A 23,066-nucleotide genomic window follows, 5' to 3' on the forward strand; every position below is an offset into this window, starting at 1 on the left:
AACTGCAACGCGGCGGCCGCAAGGTCGCCATGGTCGGCGACGGCGTCAACGACGCACCCGCCCTGGCACAGGCAGACCTCGGCATCGCCATCGGCGCCGGCACCGACGTGGCCATCGAGACCGCGGACCTCGTCCTGATGCGCTCCGACCCCCTCGACGTGCCGACCGCGCTGCGCATCGGCCGCGGCACCCTGCGCAAGATGCGGCAGAACCTCGGCTGGGCCATCGGCTACAACGCCATCGCGCTGCCGATCGCGGCGGGCGTCTTCGAGCCCGCGCTCGGCCTGGTGCTGCGGCCGGAGATCGCCGCGCTGTCCATGTCCGGGTCCAGCATCATCGTCGCCGTCAACGCCCTCGCCCTCAAACGCCTCCGCCTTCCCGGCGCGGCACCGCCGCCCCCCGACCAACCCCCCAGCGTCCCAGCGGCCCTCGGCGTTCGCGCACCCGGATGACCGACACCGCCTCTCAACCCCCCTCCCCGAAGTCGGCCCGCTCCACCGCCTCGGCGGTGTCCACCCCGAGCAGGCCGCATCGCTGGAGCCTCTCCGCCCCCTCTCCGCCCCGAGTTGTTCGGCCGCCGCTGACCCTCCTCCGTGTGCTCCTGCGATGGCGCCCTTCCGCCCAGCGCTCGCTTCCAGGGTTCAGCGGCTCCTCAGCCACCGAGAGGGGCTGTCGGCGACTCCGGTCGGACAGCGTGCCCGTAAGGCCGGTCAGCCACGGTCAACAGCGGTACGATCCTGCACCTTCGGGCGCCGCGCCCGGCCATATATGCCCAGGCCAGAAGCTATCCGACCGCCCAAGCGCCGTAGCTTGCCAAGCTGAGAGTGCGAGTTCGGTTCTCGTCACCCGCTCCATGTGCAGCCCCAGGTCAGTGACCTGGGGCTGGTCTTGTTCAGTCGGAAAACCCTTGCTGCGTCTACGAGTACTCCCGCACCCCGGGCCTGGGCACGCAGAGGGCACGCGCGCCTGGAGAGGGCGTTTCTATCGCGTCGCAGCGTGGCGCTGACCTTAACTTTCCTGGGAAGAAGCGACCTGAGGTTTGTCTGTTGTCCGGTCCAGTTCGAGGTCAGTGCGCCTCCACCTGCCCTGACTGAGCGCTGCGCGTGAAGTGCAGTGTGTATCCGCGCGCCGTCCGTGGCTGGTCGAGCCCACGCGGCTGCGCCGCATGCTGTCACGGCCCCGTGCCCCTTCGGGGGCGCTGTACCGCACCGGACTTCGTCGATTCCGCCTAGTCCATGCGACCGCCGCGGCGCAGTGCGCGGGTGCACCAGCCGATGATCGCGGCGTTGACCGCTGCCCCGAGAGCGACGGCGATGACGGCCATGACGTTGTTGTCCGGCAGCACGAGTATCACGAGGCTGGCGGGAGCGGTGGCAAGGAGCGGGATGACGCCTGCCATGGACTCGTCCGAGCTGTCGCTGATGGTCACCACCACTGCCCACACGAGCAGGACGGCACAGACGCCGAGGTAGGCGAGGCCGACGACGCCGACGTGGTCGCGCAGTCGGCGGGGGACGGATCGGCCGGAATCGGTATCGGTATCGGTATCGGTACCGGTCATGGGGATGGACTCCTTGGTTGCGTCGCGGTGTTCGGTCGCGGTGTTCGGTCGCGGTGGTCAGAGGTGGGTGCCGGGCGGGTTCGGGCGGGCGAGGCCGAGGTCGTACGCGAGGATCGTCGCCTGTACGCGGTCGCGCAGGCCGAGCTTGCGGAGCAGCGCGTTCACGTGGGACTTCACGGTGCCTACGGTGATGCCGAGTTGCTCGGCGATCTCCGTGTTGGTGAGTCCGGCCGCGACCAGGGTGAGGACGCCCCGCTGGCTGCCGGTCAGGCTGTCCAGTTCGGGGGAGCTCCCGGCCGGGACCGCGGCGGGTGGTCCGGACGCGTAGTGGCCGATGAGGCGGCGGGTCGCGGACGGGGCGAGTACGCTCTCGCCGGCCGCCACCTCCCGGATGCCCTGCAGTAGCTGGGAGGGGTGTACGTCCTTGAGGAGGAAGCCCGAGGCGCCGGCGCGCAGCGCGTCGAAGACGTACGCGTCGAGGTCGAAGGTGGTCAGGACGAGGACGCGGGGCGCGTTCTCCCGTCCGGTGATGATGCGGGTGGCGGCGATGCCGTCCAGTTCGGGCATGCGTACGTCCATGACGACCACGTCGGGAGCCAGCTCTTCGGCCAGCCGCACGGCGACGGCGCCGTCGGCGGCCTCGCCGACGACCGTCATGTCCTCCTCGGCGTCGATCACGGCGGCGAACCCCGCCCGTACGATGCCCTGGTCGTCGACGACCAGCACGTTGAGGCTCATCGATGTCTCTCCTCGTTGTCCGGCGCGACGGCGAGTGGCAGCCGGAGGCGGACCGTCCCCTGCGGGCCGGTGGTCACGGTGCCGCCGAGCGCCGCGACCCGCGTGGTCAGCCGCTCCCGTACGGCCAAGGCGGCGGCGCGGGGCACCCCAGTGGCCGTGAGCGTCAACGTATCGTTGTCCACGTCGAGTTCGAGCATCGCGGGCTCCTCGCCGCCGGCCGCGAGCACCGTCTCGGCGGCGCGGTAGGCGGCCAGGTCGACGGCGGTGGGCAGTCGTTCCGGTACGCGGTCGGTCAGCCGTATCTCGATGTCCCGGCCGGTGGCCCGGAGCTGGTGGGCGAGCAGGTCGAGCGCCTGGAGGGTGGGCTGCGGCCGTAGTTCGGGCCCTGTCTCGCCCTCCCGGACGGTGTCGAGCAGGGTGCGCATCGCGGCCAGTGCCTCGCGGGCGCGGGTCGCTGTCGCGTCGAGCCGGCCTGCCTCCGCCTCGGTGACCATGTCGGCGGTGCGGGCCAGTACCGTGGTTTCGAGACCGGCGGCGATGCGGCGGCGCTCGGTCCAGGCGTCGCGGACGGCCTCCTCGGTCCAGGCGGCGACGCGTTCGTCGTGGGCGCGGCGGTCGGCCTGTCGGCGCCGGGCGCGGTGGCGTCCGGTCAGGTGAGCCGCGGCGCCTGTGAGGGTCGCGCCGACCGTGGTTCCCGCGATGACCGTCCAGGTGGGAGCGGCCGTACCTCGGTCCAGAACCGCGGTGGTGGCGGCCGCGGCGTGTACCAGCACCGTGAGGAGAACGGTCGTGACGTGGCCGCGGGCCGGTGGGGGCTGGTCGCTCCCCCGCTCATGAGGGACCCCCCTCGCGGCGGAGCCGCGTCTCGATACAGCTCCGCTCCCCATTCGGGGCGTTGCGGTTCGGGTCGGTTCCATCGCGAGGGCCGCGCACGTGGCCAAAAGACTCAGCGCGGGCGGGAGGAGGACGGGGCCGCTGTAGTTCCCCACCGCCATCGCCACCGGCCACAACAGCGCCAGCCCCAGCAGCATCCCGTACGCCGTCCGCGGGGCCCTCCGCAGCCACAGCAGGGCCACCGCCTGGCCCGCCGCCAGCAGGGCGAAGAAGACACCCGCGGATACCCGCGTCGCGCTCGACGCGTCCTCGGCCCGGATGACCAGCACGGGCAGCAGCGGCTGCAGGACCAGGCCCGCCGCCGCCACCACCTGCGCCACGCGGTAGGACCTCGGCGCCGACGGCTCCACCGTCGCGGCCGTCCGGCCCGGCAGTACCGCCCGTACCTCCCAACCGCCCTCCGCCGTCGGGCCGCTGTGCACCGTGCCGCCCGCTTCCCGTGCCCGGGAGCGCAGGAAGCCCTGCCCGCGGCCGCCGCCGAGTCCCGCACCGTGCGCAACCGCGCCGGCCGGCGGGGCCGTGCTCGTGACCACGACGTCGGTGCGGGTGTCGCCGTACCGGCACAGCACCCTCGTGTGCGCGCCGGGGGCATACCGTGCCACGTTGGTCAGCGCCTCGCGCACGATCCCGTACGCCGCGTCCGCGACGGCGCCGTCCGGCAGGGGGTCGATCTCGCAGTCCACCTGCTGGTCCAGGCGCCGGAACCCGGCGGCCAGGTCCAGCAGCCGTTCCTCCGGTGACGGCACGCTCCCGCGGGAGGGCGCCGGCGCTCGTACCGCGCCGAGCGCGCGGGTGACCTCGCGGCCGGTCTCTGCCGCGAACTCCAGTGCCTCCTCGGCCAGTTCGGGACGGCGGTCGCGCAGCCCGAGGGCCGCTCCCGCCGTGACCACCACGGCCGTCAGATGGTGGGCGCTGACGTCGTGCAACTCCCGTTCCATACGGCGCCGTTCGACCGCCGGGAGCCGGTGGCGCTCGGACTCGGCCCGCTTCAGCAGTTGTCCGGCTGTTCGCCGTGCGCGACGGGTCCGCCGTACGAGCAGGCCGGCGCCGCACGCGGCGGCGTACAGCAGAGCGGTCAGGACGAGGTCGAGCCCGTCGCGGTCGCTGAGCCCGTGCAGGCTGATGCCCTGCAGGAGCTGCCAGGCGGCGAGCGCCACCACGCACAGCACGGCGGTGAAGGCGTCGCGTTCGGTCGCCACGGTGAACAGAGCCAGCGCGACACCCGCGGTCCCGAGCACCGCCATCGCCCCGGCGGGCAGCGGTCCGGCACCCAGCGCGCAGGCGGCGGCGACCACGACGAGGGTGGCCACCGGGCGGGTACGGCGCAGGGCGAGCGCGGCCGTCACCACTCCGGCGACCAGGGCCGCCACGAGAAGGGAGGCCATGGTGGGGGCCGGGACGGCCCCGCGCACCAGCGGCGCCCCGGGCCACACCACGGCCTGGGCGCAGATCAGCAGGACCGGGAACAGCCGGTCGTCGGTTCGGTTCATGGCGGATCAAGGCTATGGCCGCAGGTGAGCGGCCCGACTCCGGCTGGAGGCGGATTCCGGTCTCTAACCTGGGTTGCAGAGTCTCTACCTGTGGTTCGAGGCGCCAATCGTCCCGCAGCGCGAGGACGGCGCCATGCCCCGGCCATAGGCTCGATCACGTCGAGAACGCGGTCGGCCACCGCCTCTACGACCACTTCCAAGACCGGCTCCGCCAGCGGTTCTTCCACGCTCTTCCGCGTATCCAGCCCAACTCTCCAACCAGTTCAAGGGGATCACCCATGTCCAAGCGCATTCTCTTCTCGTCACTCGTCGGCGCCGTCGCCCTCGGCGGAGTGGCCGCCGGCGGCCTCGCCCTGGCCTCGGCCCCCACGGAGCCGACCCTGGAGCACGGCTCGGCTCGCTACACGGTTCCGTCCGACGGCAGCGCGGGCTCGCTCACCTACACCGTGGACGTGAGCGACGACTCAGGCATCCGGAGCCTCAAGGTCCTTGCCTGGCCCGCGAGTTCGAAGCTCGACCCGACCGCGGCGGAGCTTCGCTCGGCGGATGAGAGCGCCAAGTGCCGGAGCACCTCGGACGAGACCACCCGCTGCACCTACGGGGAGAAGGTCACGAAGCAGGAGGCGGCCGACCTGGCCAAGGGCACCTGGTACGTCTCGGTACTGGCGACGGCCAAGGACGGGGGCACGACGTTCGTGCCCCGCGCCGCCACGTTCGACGTCGCACGCTGACGCGCCGGTCGAACCGTCGTTCAGTGAGGCGGTCTGCCGGAAGCGCGGCTTCCGGCAGACCGATCCTTGCTGGTGGGCCGACTCTCCGCGGTGCCGGACTTCACGGCGCACACGTCTTTCCGGACCCTCACCCCACCACTCGCCCAGAACGGATTTCTTCCGCGGCGCACGCTCCGCCGCCAACAGCGCACAACAACGAGAACCTGCGCCCGCTCCTGGCACGGGTACCGGTCGACTACCGGGCCTGCGACCGGGCGGACAGGTCCAGGACATGCTTTCCCGCCGTCCACCCCAGGCCGGTGGGATGGCCACAGATGACCCGCGCGAACCACCTGGCCGCGGTTGATCAGAACGGCAAAGCCGAAGGGCCGTGCACTCGTGAGAACTCCCCGGGCCGGCCGTCAGGACCAGCCGAACCAGGAGCAGAACCCGTTCGCACACGCGCTCCGCCTACGGCCTGTTCCAGGTTCCCCGCATGTGCGCTGTCACGTCCTCCCGAAGACGGCCGTGACGTCTCGTACGCGTACCGATTCGTGCACATGACGGGTGGCCGGTGCCGTGGATCAGCAGCAGCCGCCCGCGGCGACCGGTTCCTTCGAGCCGGTGGCGGTGGCGGTGCCGGTGGCGGTGGCGGTCTCGGCCGCGCCGGCGCAGCAGGTGCTGCCCTGTTGCCTGGCCAGGGAGTCGGCGTCGGCCTTGACGACGTACACCTCCCAGGGTTCCTGGCCGGGGCCGTGGACCCAGACCTTGTCCTGGAGGGCGTAGCAGCACGTGGTGTCGTTCTCCACGGCGGTGGCCAGGCCGGCCTCGCCCAGGCGGGCGGTGGCGGCGTGCACCGCCTCGGTCGTCCCGACCTCCACCCCGAGGTGGTCCATACGCGTTGCCTCGTCCGCGCTGCCTTCGATGAGGACGAGCTTGAGCGGGGGTTCGGTGATGGCGAAGTTGGCGTAGCCGTCGCGGAGTTTGGCGGGCTCCGTGTCGAAGAGCTTGCTGTAGAAGGCGACGGACGCGGCGAGGTCGGGGACGCGGAGGGCGAGCTGTACGCGGGATGTCATGGCGAACCTCCTGTGGTGGGTGGGGTGTTCAGCAGCTGGCGGAGGTGGCGGCCGGGGCGCCGATGCCGATCTGCAGGGTGGCCGGAGCCGCGCAGCAGCCGCCGCCTTCGCTGCTCTGGGCGGCCTCGGGGTCGTCGAACAGGCCCGCGCCGCCGCACACGCCGGTCTCCGGGAGGGTCAACTCGACGCGCTCGGCCGCCTCCTGGTCGCCGGCGAGCGCCGCCGCGATCGAGCGGACCTGCTCGTAGCCGGTCATGGCGAGGAACGTGGGGGCGCGGCCGTAGGACTTCATGCCGGCCAGGTAGACGCCCTGGTCCGGGTGGGAGAGTTCCTTCACGCCGTGCGGGTAGACCGTGCCGCAGGAATGGACGTTCGGGTCGATCAGCGGGGCCAGCGCGGTCGGGGCCTGGAGGCGGTCGTCGAGGCCGAGGCGGACCTCGGAGAGGAAGGAGAGGTCCGGGCGGAAGCCGGTCAGGACGATGACCTCGTCGACCGGGTCCAGCCGGCGACCGTCCTCGGCGATCAGAACGACTCGGCCGTCGGCATCGCGCTCGACGGCCTCGGTGCGGAAACCGGTGGCCGCACTCGCGTGGCCGCTTTCGACAGCTGCCTTGGCGCGCAGGCCGAGGGCGCCGCGGGCCGGAAGCTCGTCGGCCTCGCCGCCGCCGTACGTGTTCGCACTGATGCCCCGCCGCAGGATCCATACCGCGTGCGTCCCGTCCTCGCCCTTCGCCAGGTCGGCCAGGCAGGCGAGGGCGGTGAAGGCGGAGGCGCCGGAGCCGACGACCGCGGTGCGCCTGCCCGCGTACCGGGCGCGTACGGCCGGGTCGCCCAGGTCCGGGACACGGTAGGAGATGCGGTCGGCCGCCGTCTTCTCGCCGAGGGCGGGCAGGCCGTTCGCGCCCAGCGGGGCGGGGCCGGACCAGGTGCCGGAAGCGTCGACGACCGCGCCGGCGGTGATGCGCTCCTCGCGGCCGTCCGCTGTGCGGATGTGCACGGTGAAGGGCTGCTCGTCGCGGCCCGCGTCGACGACGCGGTCGCGGCCGGCGCGGGCGACACCCGTCACCTGCGCGCCGTAACGGACCCTCTCGCCGAGCACGTCGGCCAGCGGCTGGAGGTACTGCTCGGCCCAGTCGCCGCCGGTGGGGTACGTGGCGGAGTCCGGGCGCACCCAGCCGGTCGGGGCCAGCAGCTTCTCGGCGGCGGGGTCGACGACCTCACCCCAGGTGGAGAACAGCCGCACGTGCGACCACTCCCGCACCGCGCTGCCCGCGGTCGGGCCGGCCTCCAGGACCAGCGGTTCGAGGCCGCGCTCGACGAGGCGGGCGGCGGCGGCCAGGCCGACAGGCCCGGCTCCGACGACCACGACGGGCAGCTGGTCGGTGGTGGGCACGCTGCTGGTGGACACGGCCACTGGACTTCCCCTTTGCTTCGACATCTGTCGATCCCTTGCGCCGCCAGCATGCCACCTGATTCGACAAACGTCAACATAGACGTTTGTCGAATTTAAAGGATCGCCCGTGGAGCTCGTCGATGCCGCAGCGATCGGGGGTGGCCGGTCCGGTCATCGACGACGGCCGGTACCCGGCCGCACTGGTTTGACGTGTGTCAACATAGACGCATGTCGAACGTCAAGGCGCTGCCGCTGCTGGAACCCGAGGCCCACGAGGCCGTGGTGCCGTGCTGCCCGCCGCTGACCGAGCGGCCGTTCACCGCCGAGGAGGCCGAGCGGACCGCCCGGATGTTCAAGGCCCTCGGCGATCCTGTCCGGCTGCGGCTGTTCTCGGCGGTCGCCTCGCACGAGGGCGGCGAGGCGTGCGTGTGCGACATCTCCGACGTCGGCGTCTCCCAGCCGACCGTCTCCCACCACCTGAAGAAGCTCAGGGAAGCCGGGCTGCTCACCTCCGAGCGACGCGGGACCTGGGTGTACTACCGGGTCGAGCCGTCGGTGCTGGCAGCCATGGGGAAGATGCTCGGCAATCCGGGCTGACGGGCGCGTACGGCCGCCGGCAACACACCCGGCGGCGGGTGACGGTCACACGCCGGTGGCATCCATCACGGCGCCGAGGCCGGCGAACCCGAACCGGTCGCCGTGCGCGTACCGCCCTCCCCGTCCAACACCTCCGGGGTCCCCCGACCGTCCTGGACGACAAGCAGACCACGCGGATACCGGGCACCCGGCGGGGCGCTGAGCACTGCGACCCCGTCGCACTCCCCGGATCGGATCCCCTGCCCCGCTTCCCCCACGCACGAGCATGACGTGGCGTGGCGTCAGCTCGCCGCCTTCGACGGGTCGAGGATCTCGCGGACCCGGCGCAGGCCGTCCAGGTTCAGGGAGTACCAGACCCAGGTCCCGCGGCGCTCTCGGTTCAGCAGCCCGGCCTCGCTCATGACCTTCAGATGATGGCTGACGGTCGGCTGCCGGAAGCCCAGGCACTCGGTCAGATCGCAGACGCACACCTCACCGGCGGGCGCGCCCTCGATGATCCGGAGGATCTGCAGGCGCGTGGGGTCGGCGATGGCCTTGAGCATGGCGGCAAGCCGCTCGGCCTCGTCCCGGTCGATCAGCAGGCACGCCAGGGCAGGCGTGCACGTGTCCGTTCCCGCCTCGTCGGCCACGGCCCCCGACGTGCCATATGTAGTGACAGCCATCTATTCACCATATGCGCCCAGCAGGCGCGCTCTGGCGTTCGAAGGGCACCCGAGCGGCATGTTCACCTGGCGTTCACCTTTGCGCGCGGCTATGCAAGACATAGACAAATACCTATGATGCCTGGAAGGGGCAGGGAGCCGCCTGTCCGAGAAGGAGTCGGCTAATGGACGAGCAAACCCCTCTCGGCCGAGGACGCCCAGCAGCTCCCCTCTTGCGGGACGTCAACCCCGTACTGGAGCGCATTACTCGAAGGCTGGCCGCACGGCACAGCAGCGCCTTCTCCCCGGAAACGGTCGAGAACTACGTCGAGGAATGCTCCTGGATGCTGTCGGCCAAAGCTCGCGTGGGGCATCATCTCCCGGTCCTGGTGGAGCGGTTCGCCGACCAGCGGCTCGGCGCCCTGGCCCGCGGCAGGGGCCTGTCGCCCAAGCCCGTGCCGGAGGTGCTGTTCGTGTGCACCGAGAACGCCGGCCGCTCACAGCTCGCGGCGGCACTCATGCGCCATCGGTCGGGTGACGCGATCCGCGTCCTGACCGCCGGTTCCGCACCCGGCGCGGAGATCGCCCCGGTGGTTCTGCGGCTGCTCGCCGAGCAGGGGCTGGACTTCGCCGACGAGTTCCCCAAGCCGCTGACCACGGAGGCCGTCACCGCCGCCGACGTCGTCGTCACCCTGGGCTGCGGAGACGCCTGCCCCGTGCGGCCCGGGCGCCGCTACCTCGACTGGGAGCTGCCGGAACTGAGCGGCCTCGACATCGAGACCGCGCGCTCGGTGCGGGACGCGCTGGCCGCCCGTATCGACGTACTGGCCCGTGAACTGTTGCCAGCAGAGGTACACCGGACGTGAGTTGCCCAGGTGAACCGGCCGGCGGGGCACCGCCATGCAGCCCGCCGGCCGGCGTTTGTGGATGCGCCCCGGTGAGGCACAGGGAGATCGGCGTCCGGACCTCGGCCAGGTCGGCCGAGGTGCTGATCTCGCTCGGCGTGTGCGCGTCGGTGGTGAGGTCAGCCGCTGTGCCTGGCCTGCGGGCAGGTGGCGTACGCGGACCTTCCCCGGGTACCACGCGGCTCGCGGTGGTAGAGCGTGCCGAGCACGGGGACGTGGTGCCGTCCGTGCACCGTGCCCCACCGGGGGTACCGCCTGCCCACACCGGCAGGTCGAGGTACGCGTCCTCGTCGTCCTCCTCGGCCGCCGCACACTCCGTTCCCGATGTCCGCCGGCCGGCCCCTACTCCGGGGAGCCCGGTGGTGACGACGACGTCGCGCTCCCCTTGGGCTCGCACTCCAACCGGTACCCCATGCCGCGGATGGCGTCTATGGTGCAGCAGCTGCCCCCCTCCTCACGCAACCTGGTGCGCACCCGCCGCACGTGCACGGTGAGGGTGTTGCTGTCCAGGCTGGCCGTTCCCCACAGGGCCTGCGTCAGCTCGGCGCGGCTGACGAGCTTGTTGGGGCGTTCCATGAAGTAGCGCAGCAGCAGGAATTCACGGACCGGCAACTGGATCGACCGGCCGCGTACATAGACGTGAAAGCCCGCGGGATCAAGCTCGATGTCACCGACGATCAGCGGCTCGGCCGAGCCGTCGCCCCTCCGGCCCGACATGAGCAGCGGGACGATCTCCTCCGTCCGGTACGGGCGGGCCACGAAGGCGAGAGCGCCGGCCGCCACCGCCGCCGTCGCCTCCTCCGCCCCGTCCGGCCCGGCACCCACGATGACGGGCACCGGGTGGAGGCGGGCGATCAGCTCGGTGACCCGGGCCGCGCTGACCACCGGCAGCGGGGCACCGAGCAGGACCGCACCCGGGTGCCGGGTGCCGACCTGCAGGAGAGCCTCGGCGCCGTCGTGGCAGACCACGGTTCGGATGCCCGCACCCTTGAAACGGGCCAGGGCCTTGGCCGCCAGTTCCGCGTCGGGCTCCACGAGCAGGAGGTCCGGGCGCGGTTCGTCGTCGGCCGCGCCCCGCACGGCAGTGGGCTGGGGCCGGTGTTCTTCGGGTGTCACCCGGGATACTCCTCCACGTGCTGCGCGCAAAGGGACGGACACGGGACCTGCTCTCTCAGCCGAAGCGGCCGGAGATGTAGTCCTCCGTGCGCTGGTCGGAGGGGTTGGAGAAGATCCGCTCGGTCTCGTCGTACTCGACGAGCCGGCCGTGGCGTACGCCCTTGTCGTCCACGTCCGCCGTGAAGAACGCGGTGCGGTGCGAGACGCGGGCCGCCTGCTGCATGTTGTGGGTGACGATGACGATCGTGAACTCCTCGGCCAGGTGCTCCATGAGGTCCTCGATCTTCGCCGTGGCGATCGGGTCCAGGGCCGAGCAGGGCTCGTCCATGAGGATCACCTCGGGCTTGACCGCGATCGTGCGGGCGATGCACAGACGCTGCTGCTGACCGCCGGAGAGCGCCAGCGCGGAGGTCTTCAGCTTGTCCTTGACCTCGTCCCACAGCGCGGCGTTCGTCAGGGTCTCCTCGACCAGGTCGTCGAGGTTGCCCTTGAAGCCGCCCACCCTCGGCCCGTACGCGATGTTGTCGTAGATCGACTTCGGGAACGGGTTGGGCTTCTGGAAGACCATGCCGATACGGCGGCGCACCTCGATGGGGTCGACCTCGCGGCCGTACAGGTCCTCGTCGTGGTAGCGGATCTTGCCCGCGACCCGGGCGGTGGGCACCAGGTCGTTCATGCGGTTGAAGCAGCGCAGCACGGTCGACTTGCCGCAGCCGGACGGGCCGATCATCGCGGTGATCTCACGGTGCCCGATGTTCATGTTGACGTCGCGGACGGCCTCGTGGTCGCCGTAGAAGACCGACAGGCCGCCGACCTCGAAGACCGTGTTGAGCACGGAGGGGGCGTTGCGGTAGGTGACCTTCGGCGCCTTCATGCCGCCGGCGGAGTCGGAGGGAGAGGTCATGGCGGTCTCCTGCGGAGAGGTTATGGCGGTGACGGGACTGCTGGTCGATGAGGACACGGGGATCACCAACGCCTGGAGTAGCGGTTGCGGAGCCAGATCGCGATGGCGTTCATGACCAGCAGGATCCCGAGCAGCAGGATGATGGCCGCGGCGGCCAGGTGGTGGAACTCCTCACGGGACTGGCTGATCCAGTTGTAGATCTGGACCGGGAGCACGGTGTAGGAGCTCTGCAGACCCTCGGGGTTGAACATGACGAAGGTGACCGCGCCCAGCATGATCACCGGCGCCGCCTCACCGATCGCCCGGGACAGCGCGAGGATCGAGCCGGTGGCCATGCCCGGGATCGCGGCCGGCAGCACCTGACGCCAGATGGTCTGCCACTGCGTCGCGCCCAGGGCGAGTGAAGCCTGCCGGATGGACTGCGGCACGGCCCTGATCGCCTCCCGCGACGCGATGATCACCACCGGCAGCACCAGCAGGGAGAGCGTCAGAGCGGCGGTGAGCACCGTGGTGCCCAGCCCGAACTGCCGTGCCAGCAGGCCCAGTCCGAGGATGCCGTAGATGATCGAGGGCACCGCGGCCAGGTTCTGGATGTTGACCTCGATCAGCCGGTTGTACCAGCGGCTCGAGTCCGCGTACTCCTCCAGGTAGATCGCCGCCATGATGCCGGTGGGCAGGCAGAACAGCGCCGTGAAGCTGATGACCCAGATCGTGCCCATGATGGCCGACTGGGCACCCGCGTTCTCGGGGCGGCGGATCGAGGGGAAGTTGTTCCACAGCCTGGCGTCCAGGCGCGGCCACGCCTCGACGACGAGGTACGCGAGGAGAGAGACCAGGAAGATGATGCCGAGGGCCAGACAGGCCAGCAGCAGCCAGCGGAACAGGCTCTCGCCGGGCCGGAACCGTGGTCCGGCCAGCATTCCACGGCCGGATGCCGCCGGGGCCACGTCCTTGACGGGGGCGCTCATTCGTACACCTCCCGGTACTTGCGCACCAACCGGATGCTGATCAGGTTCATCAGGAAGGTCGCCACGAAGAGCAGGGCGCCCACAGCGAAGACCGTGTTGTACGCGATCGAGTCCACCGGCACGTCACCGGAGGCGGCCCGCGCGATGAACGCGGTCATCGTCTCCATCTCCTTGAGCGGATTGAACGTGAGGTCGGGTGTCGAGCCCGCCGCGATCAGAACGATCATGGTCTCGCCGACGGCCCGCGAAATGCCCAGAACACAGGCGGCGACGATCCCGGACAGCGCGGCGGGAACGACGACGCGGGTCGAGACGGTGCGCTTGCCGGAGCCGAGCGCGTAGGCGCCGTCACGCAGCGCGTGCGGCACCGCGGACAGGGCGTCCTCGGTGAGCGAGGCGATGGTCGGCACGATCATCACGCCCATCACCAGCCCGGCCGCGAGGCCGTTGCGCACCGCGGGCGTCCAGCCCTCCGGCAGGATGTCCTGCAGCAGCGGGGTGATGAACGCGAGCGCGAAGAAGCCGTAGACCACGGTGGGGATCCCGGCCAGGACCTCCAGGCTGGGCTTGAGCACCTGCCGGACGCGCGGTCTGGCGTACTCGCTGAGGTAGATCGCCGCACCGAGACCGACGGGGATCGCGACCAGGACGGCGATAGCCGTGATCATCAGCGTCGCGGCCACCAGGGGCAGCACGCCGAAGTGCTTGTCGGCGAACAGCGGTGTCCACAACGTACCGGTGAAGAACTCACCGATGTCGACCTGCCCGAAGAACTCGACGGCCGGCGGGATCAGGGAGATGACGATCCCCGCCGTGGTGGCGACCGACACCAGGGCCGCGGTCAGCAGCAGCCCCTTGATCACGGCCTCGCCGTAGCGCGGACGAGTCCGCCGCAGGGACCGGGTACCGGTCCCCGCAGCGGACTGATCGGTGGGGCTTGTCACGGGTTGGCCTTCTTGAGCTTGTCCAGGGCCGCCTCGAGCTCCGTCTCCTGCTCGGCGTTGAGCGGGATGAACTTCGAGTCCTCGGCGATCTGCTTGTGGTTCCCGACGTAGAACTCGACGAAGTCGAGAACCTGCGGCTTCTTCAGCGCCTCGGCCGAGGGGTAGATGAAGAGCTGCCGGCCGAGCGGCTGGTACGTACCGTCCTGCACGGTCTCCACGCTCGGCGTGACACAGCCGTCGCCGCCGTCGACCTGGAGGAGCTTCAGCTTGTCCGCGTTCTCCTCGTAGTAGGAGAAGCCGAAGTAGCCCATGCCGCCCTTGGTCCCGGACACGCCGGTCACGGTGACGTTGTCGTCCTCGCTGCCGCTGTAGTCGGTGCGCGAGGCGCCTTCCTCACCGTTGATGGCGTCGGTGAAGTAGTCGAAGGTGCCCGAGTCGGTGCCCGCACCGAAGAGCTTCAGCGGCTCGTCGGGGAACTTGGAGTCGACCTGGTTCCAGTTGTTGACCTTGGAACCGGGCTCCCAGATCTTCTTGAGCTGCTCGACGGTCAGGCAGTCCGCCCAGTCGTTGTCCTTGCTGACCACGACGGAGAGACCGTCGTTGGCGACCGAGAACTGTTCGTACTTGACGTTGTTCTCTTCGCAGGTCTTGATCTCCTCGTCCTTGATGGCACGGGAGGCGTTGGAGATGTCGGTCTCGCCGACGCAGAACTTCTTGAAACCGCCGCCGGTGCCGGAGGTGGCCACCGTGACCTGCACCTTGCTCTTGCCCGGCTCCTCGGCGTAGAACTCCGAGGCCGCGCTGGTCAGCGGAGCGACCGTACTGGAACCGTCGATCGCCACCTTGCCCGACAGTTCATCACCACTGCCGCCCGAGTCGGCGTCACCGCCGCCGCACGCGCTCGCAGCAAGCATCACAGCAGCCGTCAGAGCCAAAGGAGCCTTGGCCCGGCGCAACGAAGTGGAAATGTTCACGACTCTCGATCCTCGTGTCTGCCGGGTCCCCCGGCGGTCTGGATCAGGGCGCTGGTGCGCTCCGTTTCGGACACTTGAATCGAAGCCAGGCTATATGAACAGCGGATGTACGGAGGACCCCAGAAGCATGAACGATAGCGGGTCATCTATATAGATCGATCATGTTTCATTGTGACGGACGGTCGCATGTCGGTGACGCGGAGATTCCGCTTCGCAAGGTTTCCGCCAAGCACACACCATTCAGGGTCACAGATGCGCCATGCGCGGGAAAAGTCGCTCCATCTCTCCAGGACAGGAGTTCGACCGGAGTTCACCGTTCTGCCACCTGACCGCGGGTGGTCTGCGCCTAGCGTCACGGATCGACGGTCGCCTATCTTCCCGGGCGTCCGGAACCACCCGTCCTTCTCCGTACGGAGGAACCGTGCCCGATCAGCCCGGCGCCCGAACCGGCCGACCCGCCGCCCTGCCCCTGCTGCCCGCCGGCCACAACACCGCCCGGTCCGCGCTGACCTGCCGGTACCGCTGCGGCGACGCCTGCTCCCACGACGCGCCCAACCGCTCGCTCAACACGTACTTCGGTGACGTCGTGCAACAGGCCCTCTCCCGCAGAGGCGTCCTGAAAAGCAGCGCCGTCGTGGCCCTGGCCGCCGGCGGCGGCGTCACACTCGCGACATCGCCCGCCGCCGCAGCGCCGGCCACGTCGGCTTCGGGCGGACGCCCGCCGCGCGGCCTGGACTTCGAGCCGGTGGCCCCCAACACGGCGGACACCGTGACGATCCCCGCCGGCTACGCCCAGCAGGTCGTCATCCGCTGGGGCGACCCGGTCCTCGCCGGGGCGGCCCGCTTCGACGCCCGCGCCCAGAGCGCGAAGAAGCAGGCACGGCAGTTCGGCTACAACGCCGACTACATGGCCCTGCTGGACCTGCCGCGCCGCCGCGGCCACCAGCTGCTCGTGGTCAACCACGAGTACACCAACGAAGAGATCATGTTCTACGGCTACGTACCGTCCGCTCCGACCCGCGAACAGGTCGAGATCGCCTGGGCGGCACACGGCCTGACGGTCCTGGTGGTTCGCGCCGACGACTGCTCCGGCCGTCTGTGGCCGGTGGTCGGCGACGCGCTGAACCGCCGTGTCACCGCCACCACCCCCATCCGCCTCACCGGACCGGCGGCCGGCAGCGACCTCGTGAAGACGGCCGCCGACCCGACCGGCCGCACGGTCCTGGGCACCCTGAACAACTGCGGTGGCGGCACCACCCCGTGGGGAACCGTCCTGTCGGGCGAGGAGAACTTCAACCAGTACTTCGCCAACGCCGCCGCGGTCACCGACCCGGTCACGAAGGCACGCCTGGCCCGCTACGGCCTGCCGACCGGGGCCAGCCAGCGCCAGTGGGAGCGGTTCGACGACCGCTTCGACATCGGCAAGGAGCCCAACGAGCCCAACCGGCACGGCTGGATCGTCGAGATCGACCCGCACGACCCGACGTCCACCCCGCGCAAGCGCACCGCGCTGGGCCGCTTCAAGCACGAGGCCGCCGAGCCCCGCCTGACCCCCGACGGCCGCGTCGCCCTGTACATGGGCGACGACGAACGCTTCGACTACCTCTACAAGTACGTCTCCAAGCACGCCTACAAGAAGGGCAGCAGCCGCGCCGCCCGCGAGCACAACATGGGCCTGCTCGACGAAGGCACCCTGTACGTCGCCAAGTTCACCGGCGACAGCCCGGCCGCCGAGATCGACGGCACCGGAAAGCTGCCCAGCGACGGGGAGTTCGACGGCAGCGGCGAATGGATCCCGCTCGCGTCCGGCTCGGTGTCCCACGTGCCCGGGATGACCGCCGCGGAGGTGTACGTCTTCACACGCCTGGCCGCCGACAAGGCGGGCGCGACGAAGATGGACCGCCCCGAGGACGTCGAACCGCACCCGACCACCGGCCGCGTGTACGTCGCCCTGACCAACAACAAGGACCGCGGCGCCACCGGCAAGGCCGGCCCCGACGAGGCCAACCCCCGCAACGGCAACAAGCACGGCCACATCCTGGAGCTGGAGGAGCGGCGCGGTGACGCGGCCTCGAAGTCCTTCAGCTGGCGCCTGATGCTGGTCTGCGGCGACCCCGAGGACCCCTCGACGTACTTCGCCGGCTTCGACAAGAACAAGGTCAGCCCGATCTCCTGCCCCGACAACGTCGCCTTCGACACCCACGGCAACCTGTGGATCGCCACCGACGGGGCCGCACTGGGCTTCCACGACGGCCTGTTCGCCGTACCCGTCAAGGGCTCCGAGCGCGGCCACGTGCAGCAGTTCATGACCATGCCCAAGGGCGCCGAGTGCTGCGGCCCGATCATCACCGAGGACCGCATCCTGGTCGCCCCCCAGCACCCGGGTGAGACCGACGGCGCCACGGCCGAGAACCCGGGCTCGCGGTGGCCCGACGGGCCGGGCAGCCTTCCGCGGCCGTCGGTCGTGACGGTGTGGAAGGAGAGGCGCCGCTAAGGACCCTTCTTCGGCTGCCCGGGGGCCACCGGCCTTCCGGGCAGCGTCATGTCCCGCCCGACCCGTGTCCCCCCGTTTCTCAATGGGCCATGAGGCCGGGCGGTTTGGGGCCGGGTGGCCCCGCACCAGGGCCGTGCCCCTCCCGTCGCGCCCCGGGCCGACAGAGCATCGAAGTGTCACTTCAAGAGGCGTTGAAATGGCCCGGAGGTGTCCGATGGACGGCGCTGCGTTCGCCATGGTGGGCGGACTGCTCGTGCTGTCCGTCGTCTTCCGGAATGCTCGGCCTGGGCGTCGCGTTCGCCGCGGTGCCGTTCCTGGCGATGTTCATGTCGGACCTGGTGGACCAGGTGCAGCCGCTGAGCCTGCTGCTCAACGGCATCACCGCACTCTCCGCCGCGTTCGGCTTCGCCCGCGGCGGTCTGATCGACTGGCGCCGCGCGCTCGGACTGGCCGCGGTCACCACCGCCTTCGCCCCGCTCGGAGCACTGCCTGCACCACCTGCTACGCCGCCGAACACAGCGGAAACCCCACCACCCCGGCCGATGTCCCGCGTGCCCGCCGCCGCACCGACCTGATCGGAGGACAGCGGTGACCACCACCCAGCGGGCCCACACCAGCCACCAGGTGCGGGGCCCGCACCACCCCCGACGGCCCCGCCCACATCGAGGCAGCCGACGTGAACGGGAGACGGGGGTCACCGCGTAACGCGGGCAACCACGACAGGGCGGGCCCGCTGCCTGGGGCATCGTCTCCTGCCCTGGCAGCGGGGCCCGGCCGTCTGTGGTTCTCCCCCCGCACTGCGGCGAGCCGGCCGCCGGCCCACCCGGAGCGGTACAGGTGATCGGTGGGCACATGCAGGGGCCGTTCCTCGTGGGAGTCAGCGCACCAGTGCGTCCGCCTTGCGCTCGCGGATCTCCACCGGCTCGGGGTCGACAACGCCGAGACGGCTTCCGGGGACCTGGGTGAACTGCAGGAAGCGCGAGAGGGGCCCGACATGGGTCAGGTGGAGCTCGTGCATGGCCCTGGTGCAGGCGATGTAGAGCATGCCCTTGTCGATCTCGTTGGCGTAGTTCGCGTCGTCCACGTCCGGGACGATCACGGTGTCGAACTCCAGGCCCTTGGCGATGTGCGCCGAGGTGATGACGGTGCCGGCGCTGAACTCCGTGCTCTCGTAGTCGAGGAAGGTCAGCTCGACGCCGGCCGCCGACAGGGTCCGGTACAGCTCCTCCGCCTGCGCGACCGTCTTGCAGACGATGCCGAGGGAGCGGTACTCGCTCTGCCGGTGCCGCCCGACCAGCGCCAGGATCTCCGCCTCCTGCTTCTTCCGGTCCGCGGCGGCGACGACCCGCGGCGGCAGCCCGTGCCGCTCGATCGGGACGAGCTTGTCGTTGCGCGAGATGTGCTGCGCGAAATCCGTGATCTCGGACGTGGAGCGGTAGCTCTTGCACAGCTCCAGGCAGTCCGCCTCCGGGAAGATGTCGCGGATCACCGGCAGCGAGGAGGAGCTGAGCGGGTTCACCGACTGGTTGGCGTCCCCGAGGATCGTCATCCTGCAGGAGAACAGCTCGCGCAGCACCGCGTACTGGACGGGCGCGTAGTCCTGCATCTCGTCCACCAGGAGGTGCCGGATGCGGCCGTAACCCTCCTGCCGGGACGTCCTGATCATGGTGTACACCAGCGGGAAGACGTCCGCGTACTCGATCTTCTTCCGGCCGAGCGGCTTGAACAGGCCCCTGCGCCCAGGGTCCTGGTAGAACGCCTTGTACAGGGCGAACGCGTCCTTGTGGGGAAACATGGCACGCACCTGCTTGCGGATGCCGTTGCTGTCCGCCGCCGACCACTTGCCGCCCTTGTCCAGCACCTCCTGCCGCAGCCGGCTCGCGGCGCTCTCGGCGAGGAGGTCCAGCCGGGCGAAGACGGGCAGGCCCCGCGAGGCCGCGAAGGCGTCGGCGACCCAGTCCTCCGACAGCCGCTTGCTCCTCTGCTCGATCTGCCTCGGCGTGAAGTCCTCGTCCCCGCGCGCGGCGAGCCACGCTTCGAGCAGGGTGACGAACTCCGGCGCCGCCTTGAAGCGCATCCGCTCGGCCGCCGCGTCGTCCGTCCCGTCGAGCAGTTTGACCACCTGCTCGCTGAAGGTCTCGAACTCCGTCACCTTGGCGAGAAACCGGTCGGCGATCCTCTCGAAGTCGATCTCCGCGATCTGCTCCTCGCCGAGTTCGGGAAGGACGTTGGCGATGTAGTCACCGAAGACCTTGTTGGGGGAGAGGATCATGACGTTGTCGGACGACAGGGAGTCCTTGAAGCGGTAGAGCAGGAACGCCACCCGGTGCAGGGCGATGGACGTCTTCCCGGAACCCGCCACACCCTGCAGGATCAGCACCTGCGCCGTCTCGTTGCGGATCACCTCGTTCTGTTCGCGCTGGATCGTCGCGACGATGTTCTTCATCCTGTCGTCGGAGGACTCGCTCAGCTCCCGCTGCAGGATCTCGTCGCCGATGGTCAGCGCGCTGTCGAACATGTACTCAAGGCGGTCGCCCGCGATCTTGTACTGGCGCTTGCCCGTGATCGTGCCGTGGACGGTGCCGCCCGGAGCCTCGAAGTGCGCGGCACCCGACTCGAAGTCGTAGTAGAGGCTGGAGACCGGGGCCCGCCAGTCGTGAACCAGGATCTCCTGGGTCTGAGGGTCCGAGAAGTCATGGACACCGATGTAGTGGCCCTTCCCCTCCCCGTCGTCTGCCCGGCGGAAGTCGACACGGCCGAAGTAGGGCGATTCCAGCAGGCGCTCCATGTGCCGGCGCACCGTCACGACGCCGTCGCCCACGCCGACGGAGGTGTTGACCTCGGTGCGCATGGCGGCCTTCTCCGCAGCGTCCATGTCGCGCCAGTTCTCCCACATGAACTCCTTCTGCTCCTGGATGGTCCTGGCGGTCCGGTCGATGGAGGCGCTGAGCCGCTCCAGCTCCCGTTTCAGCAGGCGCACCGTCTCGGCCAGGTACTGCCGCTCTTGCTCTTCGTCTCGCGTCTGCAGGTCCGTCAAGGCCGTCTCCGGTTCAGATGTCCACGTCGAGTCTACTGTCACGTTAGAGTAGGGTAGACGTACAGCCTGGGCGCGCGTCGACCGTGAACGAGCACAGCCGGGGTCGACAGCCCTCCGCCGCGGTGGTGTCGAGGCCGAGCGCCACTGCGGGTCGGAGACGGTCGCGAACACGCCGATCGGAAGCCACAGCGACGCGAGCCGCGCACGCGGACGGGAAGCGTGCGGAAACGGACGTCGCGTCGGCCTGGCGAGGCAGGCATACGGATGGACCGCGGCAATCAGCACTCTCTCGCGACGACAGAGTTTCCCCCGGGCGTCGAACACGTTCGCGCACATCGGGAAGTACTCCACCGCCGCCGTGAGACGCAGCCGAAGGAGGGCAGCCCCTTGACCGGGCGGGAGTTCGACGCGGACGGGGTCTCTGTCCGCAGGGGGTGGTGGCGCAAGCGCACCCGTGCCGGCAGGCTCCGAATCCGCGGGGCCCGGCTGACGCTTCTGACCAGCTGTGGCGTGGAGATCGACAGCGAGGTGCTGCCGCGCGTCCGCGCGACGGCGCCCTGGTACGCCCCGGCCGGTTTCGTGCGGCTGGTGCTGGCCGGCCGGACGTACTGGGTCCGGCTCACGGCCCAGCGTGCCCGGAGGGCCGTGGAGGCCGTGACGGCATGGCGCCACGAGCAGTAGGGACTGTCCGGCCGCTGCAGCACCCTGCCGTCAGTCGGCGTCAAGCCGCTTGACGGTTGCGTGGGGGCGACGCAGCAGGCCGGCGAGGTCCCGCAGCAGAGGGAAGGCGTGCGCGCCGGCCGCCATCGGGGCGGAGCACGCCGCGTCGGGAGACTTCTTGGCGATGACGCGGCGGGCGTTCGCTGCGGCCCCGTTCGCGGAGTGCACCACAAGCTGAACGACCGGGGGCGGCCGGATCACTCCTCGGGCGCGGGCGTACGGGCGAGAAGTACCGCGAGCGCGGCGAGGGCGGGAAGTGCGGCGAGGACGACGAGCGCGGGGCCGTAGTCGCCGGTGATGTCGTGGCCGAGGGAGACGGCGAGGGGGCCGAAGGCGCTGGCTGCGATGGTGACGGTGTGGGCGGTGCCGCGGATGGCGCCGAGGTGGGCGGTGCCGAAGTAGCGGGGCAGGGTGGCCGACTCGACGACGCGCAGCAGGCCGCCGGAGGTGCCGAGCAGGATGCCGTAGCCGATGGCCGTCCAGCCTGGTGAGACCAGGCGGGCCGAGAGTACGCCGCAGGCCAGGATCGCCATCGCGGCGGTGAGCACGATCTTGGGCGGGAGGCGGTCGACGAGGGTGCCGACGGCGAGGGTGGCGAGAAGGGCGGCGGCGGTCTGGGGCAGGAAGTTGGCGGCGGCCTCGGCCGGGGTGAGGCCGCGTTCGCCGAGCAGGGCGATCTGGTGGAAGTTCAGGCCGGTGGTGAGCATGCTGCTGGCGGCCAGGCAGGCGGCGACCGCCCAGAAGATGCTGGTGCGCAGGGCCCGGCGCAGCGGCCAGCCGGTCAGCGGGGCGTGGGGGTCGGTGTCCTTGTCCGGGGTGATGCCGTCGACGTGCTGGCCGATGTCGGCGGGGCGGTTGCGGATGCCGAACAGGGCGAGAGGGAGGACGACGGCCCAGACTGCGACGCCTTCGATGGCCCACGCCTGGCGCCAGCCGTATGCGGCGATAAGGCGTTCGATCAGGAGAGGGGCGAGGGAGATCCCGGCGGTGCCGACGGCGCCGGTGATGCCGAGGGCGAGGCCGCGGCGCCTGTCGAACCAGTAGGCGACCGTGGTCGTGGCCACCAGGGACAGCGCGCCCTGACCCGCCATGCGGATGCCCACGAACCCGGCCGTCAGGCCCACCAGCCCGGTGACGAAGGACAGGGCGATGAGGATCGTACCGAAGACGGCCGCCACGACGGTGATCACCCGGCGCGGGCCGTGACGGTCGATCATCCGCCCGACCAGGGGCATGGCGCAGGCGCCGACGAGGGTGCCGGTGAGGTAGGCGGTGGAGACCTGGGTGCGGCTGACGCCGAGGTCGGTGATGAGCGGGTCGACGAAGACCGAGACGCCGGTGGTCTGGCCGGGAGCCGTCATCGCCATGGCGAGGGCGCTGTAGGCGACGATGCGCCAGCCGTGGAAACGCCCGCCGGATGCGGAGCCGGCGGGGGCGGTCGGATCGGTGGCGGTACTCAAGGGTTTGGCGGTGCGGGGCAGGGTTCCTCCTCCCGGCCGTCTCCTCTGTCCCCAAGGAGCAGCATCGGGTGGCGTTGGGCCGGACTTAGGGTTGTCAGGACATTGTCCAGGCCCGGCCCACACACGGACAGACCGCCCTGCCCCGCCGTGTTCGTGGTCGGGAAAGGGCGGTCGGTCGGTCGGTCGGTCAGTCAGTGACCGCCGGTGAGTTGTCCCGCCAGCTTGTCGTGCATCTCCGCGCTGGGCTTGTTCAGGCCGATGATGGTGACCTTCTTGCCTCGCTGCTTGTACTTGGTCTCGATGGCGTCCAGGGCGGCGACCGTGGAGGCGTCCCAGATGTGAGCGTCGGAGAGGTCGATGACCACGTCGTCCGGGTCGTCCCTGTAGTTGAACTGGTAGACGAGGTCGTTGGAGGAGGCGAAGAACAGCTCGCCGGTGACCGCG

General features: G+C 70.5%; 22 protein-coding genes. 7 read left to right on the forward strand and 15 right to left on the reverse strand.

Features of this window, described 5'->3' with window-relative positions; all coding sequences use genetic code 11:
- A partial coding sequence (locus RB628_RS32975; protein ID WP_318324289.1) for an HAD-IC family P-type ATPase occupies window positions 1-452 on the forward strand: 452 nt, incomplete at its 5' end.
- Window positions 453-1,228: 776 nt separating this feature from the next.
- Here RB628_RS32975 and RB628_RS32980 read toward each other — a convergent pair.
- The 3 genes from RB628_RS32980 to RB628_RS32990 are packed head-to-tail and all read right to left on the reverse strand — an operon-like array spanning window position 1,229 to window position 4,683.
- A complete protein-coding gene (locus RB628_RS32980) occupies window positions 1,229-1,561 on the reverse strand; it encodes an SCO4225 family membrane protein (protein WP_318324290.1) in 333 nt (110 codons plus the stop codon).
- Window positions 1,562-1,618: 57 nt separating this feature from the next.
- Window positions 1,619-2,299 (reverse strand): response regulator transcription factor, encoded by a 681-nt coding sequence (locus tag RB628_RS32985; protein WP_318324291.1) that lies wholly within the window; start codon window positions 2,297-2,299, stop codon window positions 1,619-1,621.
- Window positions 2,296-4,683 carry a histidine kinase gene (locus tag RB628_RS32990; RefSeq protein WP_318324292.1) on the reverse strand — a complete coding sequence of 796 codons (2,388 nt, stop codon included), beginning with the start codon at window positions 4,681-4,683 and terminating at the stop codon, window positions 2,296-2,298. Before RB628_RS32990 ends, RB628_RS32985 begins: the two co-directional genes overlap by 4 nt.
- Before the next feature lie 278 nt (window positions 4,684-4,961).
- Here RB628_RS32990 and RB628_RS32995 point away from each other — a divergent pair, with 278 nt between their 5' ends.
- The gene (locus tag RB628_RS32995; protein WP_318324293.1) at window positions 4,962-5,414 is read left to right on the forward strand and encodes a DUF5707 domain-containing protein; all 453 of its coding nucleotides are present in this window, start codon (window positions 4,962-4,964) and stop codon (window positions 5,412-5,414) included.
- Window positions 5,415-5,977: 563 nt separating this feature from the next.
- On the opposite strand, the gene RB628_RS33000 is transcribed toward RB628_RS32995, so the two are convergent.
- Together RB628_RS33000 and RB628_RS33005 are read right to left on the reverse strand one after the other, a co-directional pair.
- Window positions 5,978-6,469, reverse strand: a complete 492-nt coding sequence (locus RB628_RS33000; RefSeq protein ID WP_318324294.1) for an ArsI/CadI family heavy metal resistance metalloenzyme — start codon at window positions 6,467-6,469, stop codon at window positions 5,978-5,980.
- A 28-nt stretch (window positions 6,470-6,497) separates the two neighbouring features.
- Window positions 6,498-7,877 carry an NAD(P)-binding domain-containing protein gene (locus RB628_RS33005; RefSeq protein WP_318324295.1) on the reverse strand — a complete coding sequence of 460 codons (1,380 nt, stop codon included), beginning with the start codon at window positions 7,875-7,877 and terminating at the stop codon, window positions 6,498-6,500.
- A gap of 213 nt (window positions 7,878-8,090) precedes the next feature.
- On the opposite strand from RB628_RS33005, the gene RB628_RS33010 reads away from it, so the two are divergent.
- Window positions 8,091-8,459: a metalloregulator ArsR/SmtB family transcription factor gene (locus RB628_RS33010; protein WP_318324296.1), complete on the forward strand. Its 369-nt coding sequence runs from the start codon at window positions 8,091-8,093 to the stop codon at window positions 8,457-8,459.
- 281 nt (window positions 8,460-8,740) lie between these two features.
- On the opposite strand, the gene RB628_RS33020 is transcribed toward RB628_RS33010, so the two are convergent.
- Complete coding sequence (locus RB628_RS33020; protein ID WP_318324297.1) at window positions 8,741-9,121, reverse strand: metalloregulator ArsR/SmtB family transcription factor; 381 nt, start codon at window positions 9,119-9,121, stop codon at window positions 8,741-8,743.
- Between the two features lie 164 nt (window positions 9,122-9,285).
- Here RB628_RS33020 and RB628_RS33025 point away from each other — a divergent pair, with 164 nt between their 5' ends.
- A complete protein-coding gene (locus tag RB628_RS33025) occupies window positions 9,286-9,966 on the forward strand; it encodes a low molecular weight phosphatase family protein (protein ID WP_318324298.1) in 681 nt (226 codons plus the stop codon).
- A 381-nt stretch (window positions 9,967-10,347) separates the two neighbouring features.
- Here the strand turns inward: RB628_RS33025 and RB628_RS33030 are convergent, their stop codons facing one another.
- The 5 genes from RB628_RS33030 to RB628_RS33050 all read right to left on the reverse strand — a co-directional run bounded on the left by RB628_RS33030 (window position 10,348) and on the right by RB628_RS33050 (window position 14,911).
- Window positions 10,348-11,121, reverse strand: a complete 774-nt coding sequence (locus RB628_RS33030; protein ID WP_318324299.1) for a response regulator transcription factor — start codon at window positions 11,119-11,121, stop codon at window positions 10,348-10,350.
- A 55-nt stretch (window positions 11,122-11,176) separates the two neighbouring features.
- Window positions 11,177-12,025, reverse strand: a complete 849-nt coding sequence (pstB, locus tag RB628_RS33035; protein WP_412180761.1) for a phosphate ABC transporter ATP-binding protein PstB — start codon at window positions 12,023-12,025, stop codon at window positions 11,177-11,179.
- A gap of 62 nt (window positions 12,026-12,087) precedes the next feature.
- Window positions 12,088-12,993 carry a phosphate ABC transporter permease PstA gene (pstA, locus tag RB628_RS33040; protein WP_318324300.1) on the reverse strand — a complete coding sequence of 302 codons (906 nt, stop codon included), beginning with the start codon at window positions 12,991-12,993 and terminating at the stop codon, window positions 12,088-12,090.
- Entirely contained in the window at window positions 12,990-13,937 is a 948-nt protein-coding gene (pstC, locus tag RB628_RS33045; protein ID WP_318324301.1) for a phosphate ABC transporter permease subunit PstC, read from the reverse strand. Before pstC ends, pstA begins: the two co-directional genes overlap by 4 nt.
- On the reverse strand, window positions 13,934-14,911 hold the full coding sequence (locus RB628_RS33050) for a PstS family phosphate ABC transporter substrate-binding protein (RefSeq protein ID WP_318324302.1): 978 nt from the start codon (window positions 14,909-14,911) through the stop codon (window positions 13,934-13,936). The genes pstC and RB628_RS33050 overlap by 4 nt, the downstream gene beginning before the upstream one ends.
- 421 nt (window positions 14,912-15,332) lie before the next feature.
- Here RB628_RS33050 and RB628_RS33055 point away from each other — a divergent pair, with 421 nt between their 5' ends.
- On the forward strand, window positions 15,333-17,405 hold the full coding sequence (locus tag RB628_RS33055) for a PhoX family protein (protein WP_412180762.1): 2,073 nt from the start codon (window positions 15,333-15,335) through the stop codon (window positions 17,403-17,405).
- Between the two features lie 275 nt (window positions 17,406-17,680).
- Window positions 17,681-17,980, forward strand: coding sequence for a TSUP family transporter (locus RB628_RS33060; RefSeq protein ID WP_318324303.1), 300 nt, complete (start codon window positions 17,681-17,683; stop codon window positions 17,978-17,980).
- 302 nt (window positions 17,981-18,282) lie between these two features.
- Here the strand turns inward: RB628_RS33060 and RB628_RS33065 are convergent, their stop codons facing one another.
- Complete coding sequence (locus RB628_RS33065) at window positions 18,283-20,442, reverse strand: HelD family protein (RefSeq protein ID WP_318324304.1); 2,160 nt, start codon at window positions 20,440-20,442, stop codon at window positions 18,283-18,285.
- A 387-nt stretch (window positions 20,443-20,829) separates the two neighbouring features.
- On the opposite strand from RB628_RS33065, the gene RB628_RS33070 reads away from it, so the two are divergent.
- Window positions 20,830-21,123 carry a hypothetical protein gene (locus RB628_RS33070; protein ID WP_318324305.1) on the forward strand — a complete coding sequence of 98 codons (294 nt, stop codon included), beginning with the start codon at window positions 20,830-20,832 and terminating at the stop codon, window positions 21,121-21,123.
- Between the two features lie 30 nt (window positions 21,124-21,153).
- Here RB628_RS33070 and RB628_RS33075 read toward each other — a convergent pair whose 3' ends face one another.
- The 3 genes from RB628_RS33075 to RB628_RS33085 all read right to left on the reverse strand — a co-directional run.
- Window positions 21,154-21,333: a hypothetical protein gene (locus RB628_RS33075; RefSeq protein ID WP_318324306.1), complete on the reverse strand. Its 180-nt coding sequence runs from the start codon at window positions 21,331-21,333 to the stop codon at window positions 21,154-21,156.
- 26 nt (window positions 21,334-21,359) lie between these two features.
- On the reverse strand, window positions 21,360-22,622 hold the full coding sequence (locus RB628_RS33080) for an MFS transporter (protein ID WP_318324307.1): 1,263 nt from the start codon (window positions 22,620-22,622) through the stop codon (window positions 21,360-21,362).
- Between the two features lie 191 nt (window positions 22,623-22,813).
- Window positions 22,814-23,066 (reverse strand): STAS domain-containing protein (locus RB628_RS33085; protein WP_318324308.1); only part of this gene is annotated, 253 nt, incomplete at its 5' end.

The sequence above is a fragment of the Streptomyces sp. ADMS genome (assembly GCF_033441795.1).
Lineage (GTDB): Bacteria > Actinomycetota > Actinomycetes > Streptomycetales > Streptomycetaceae > Streptomyces.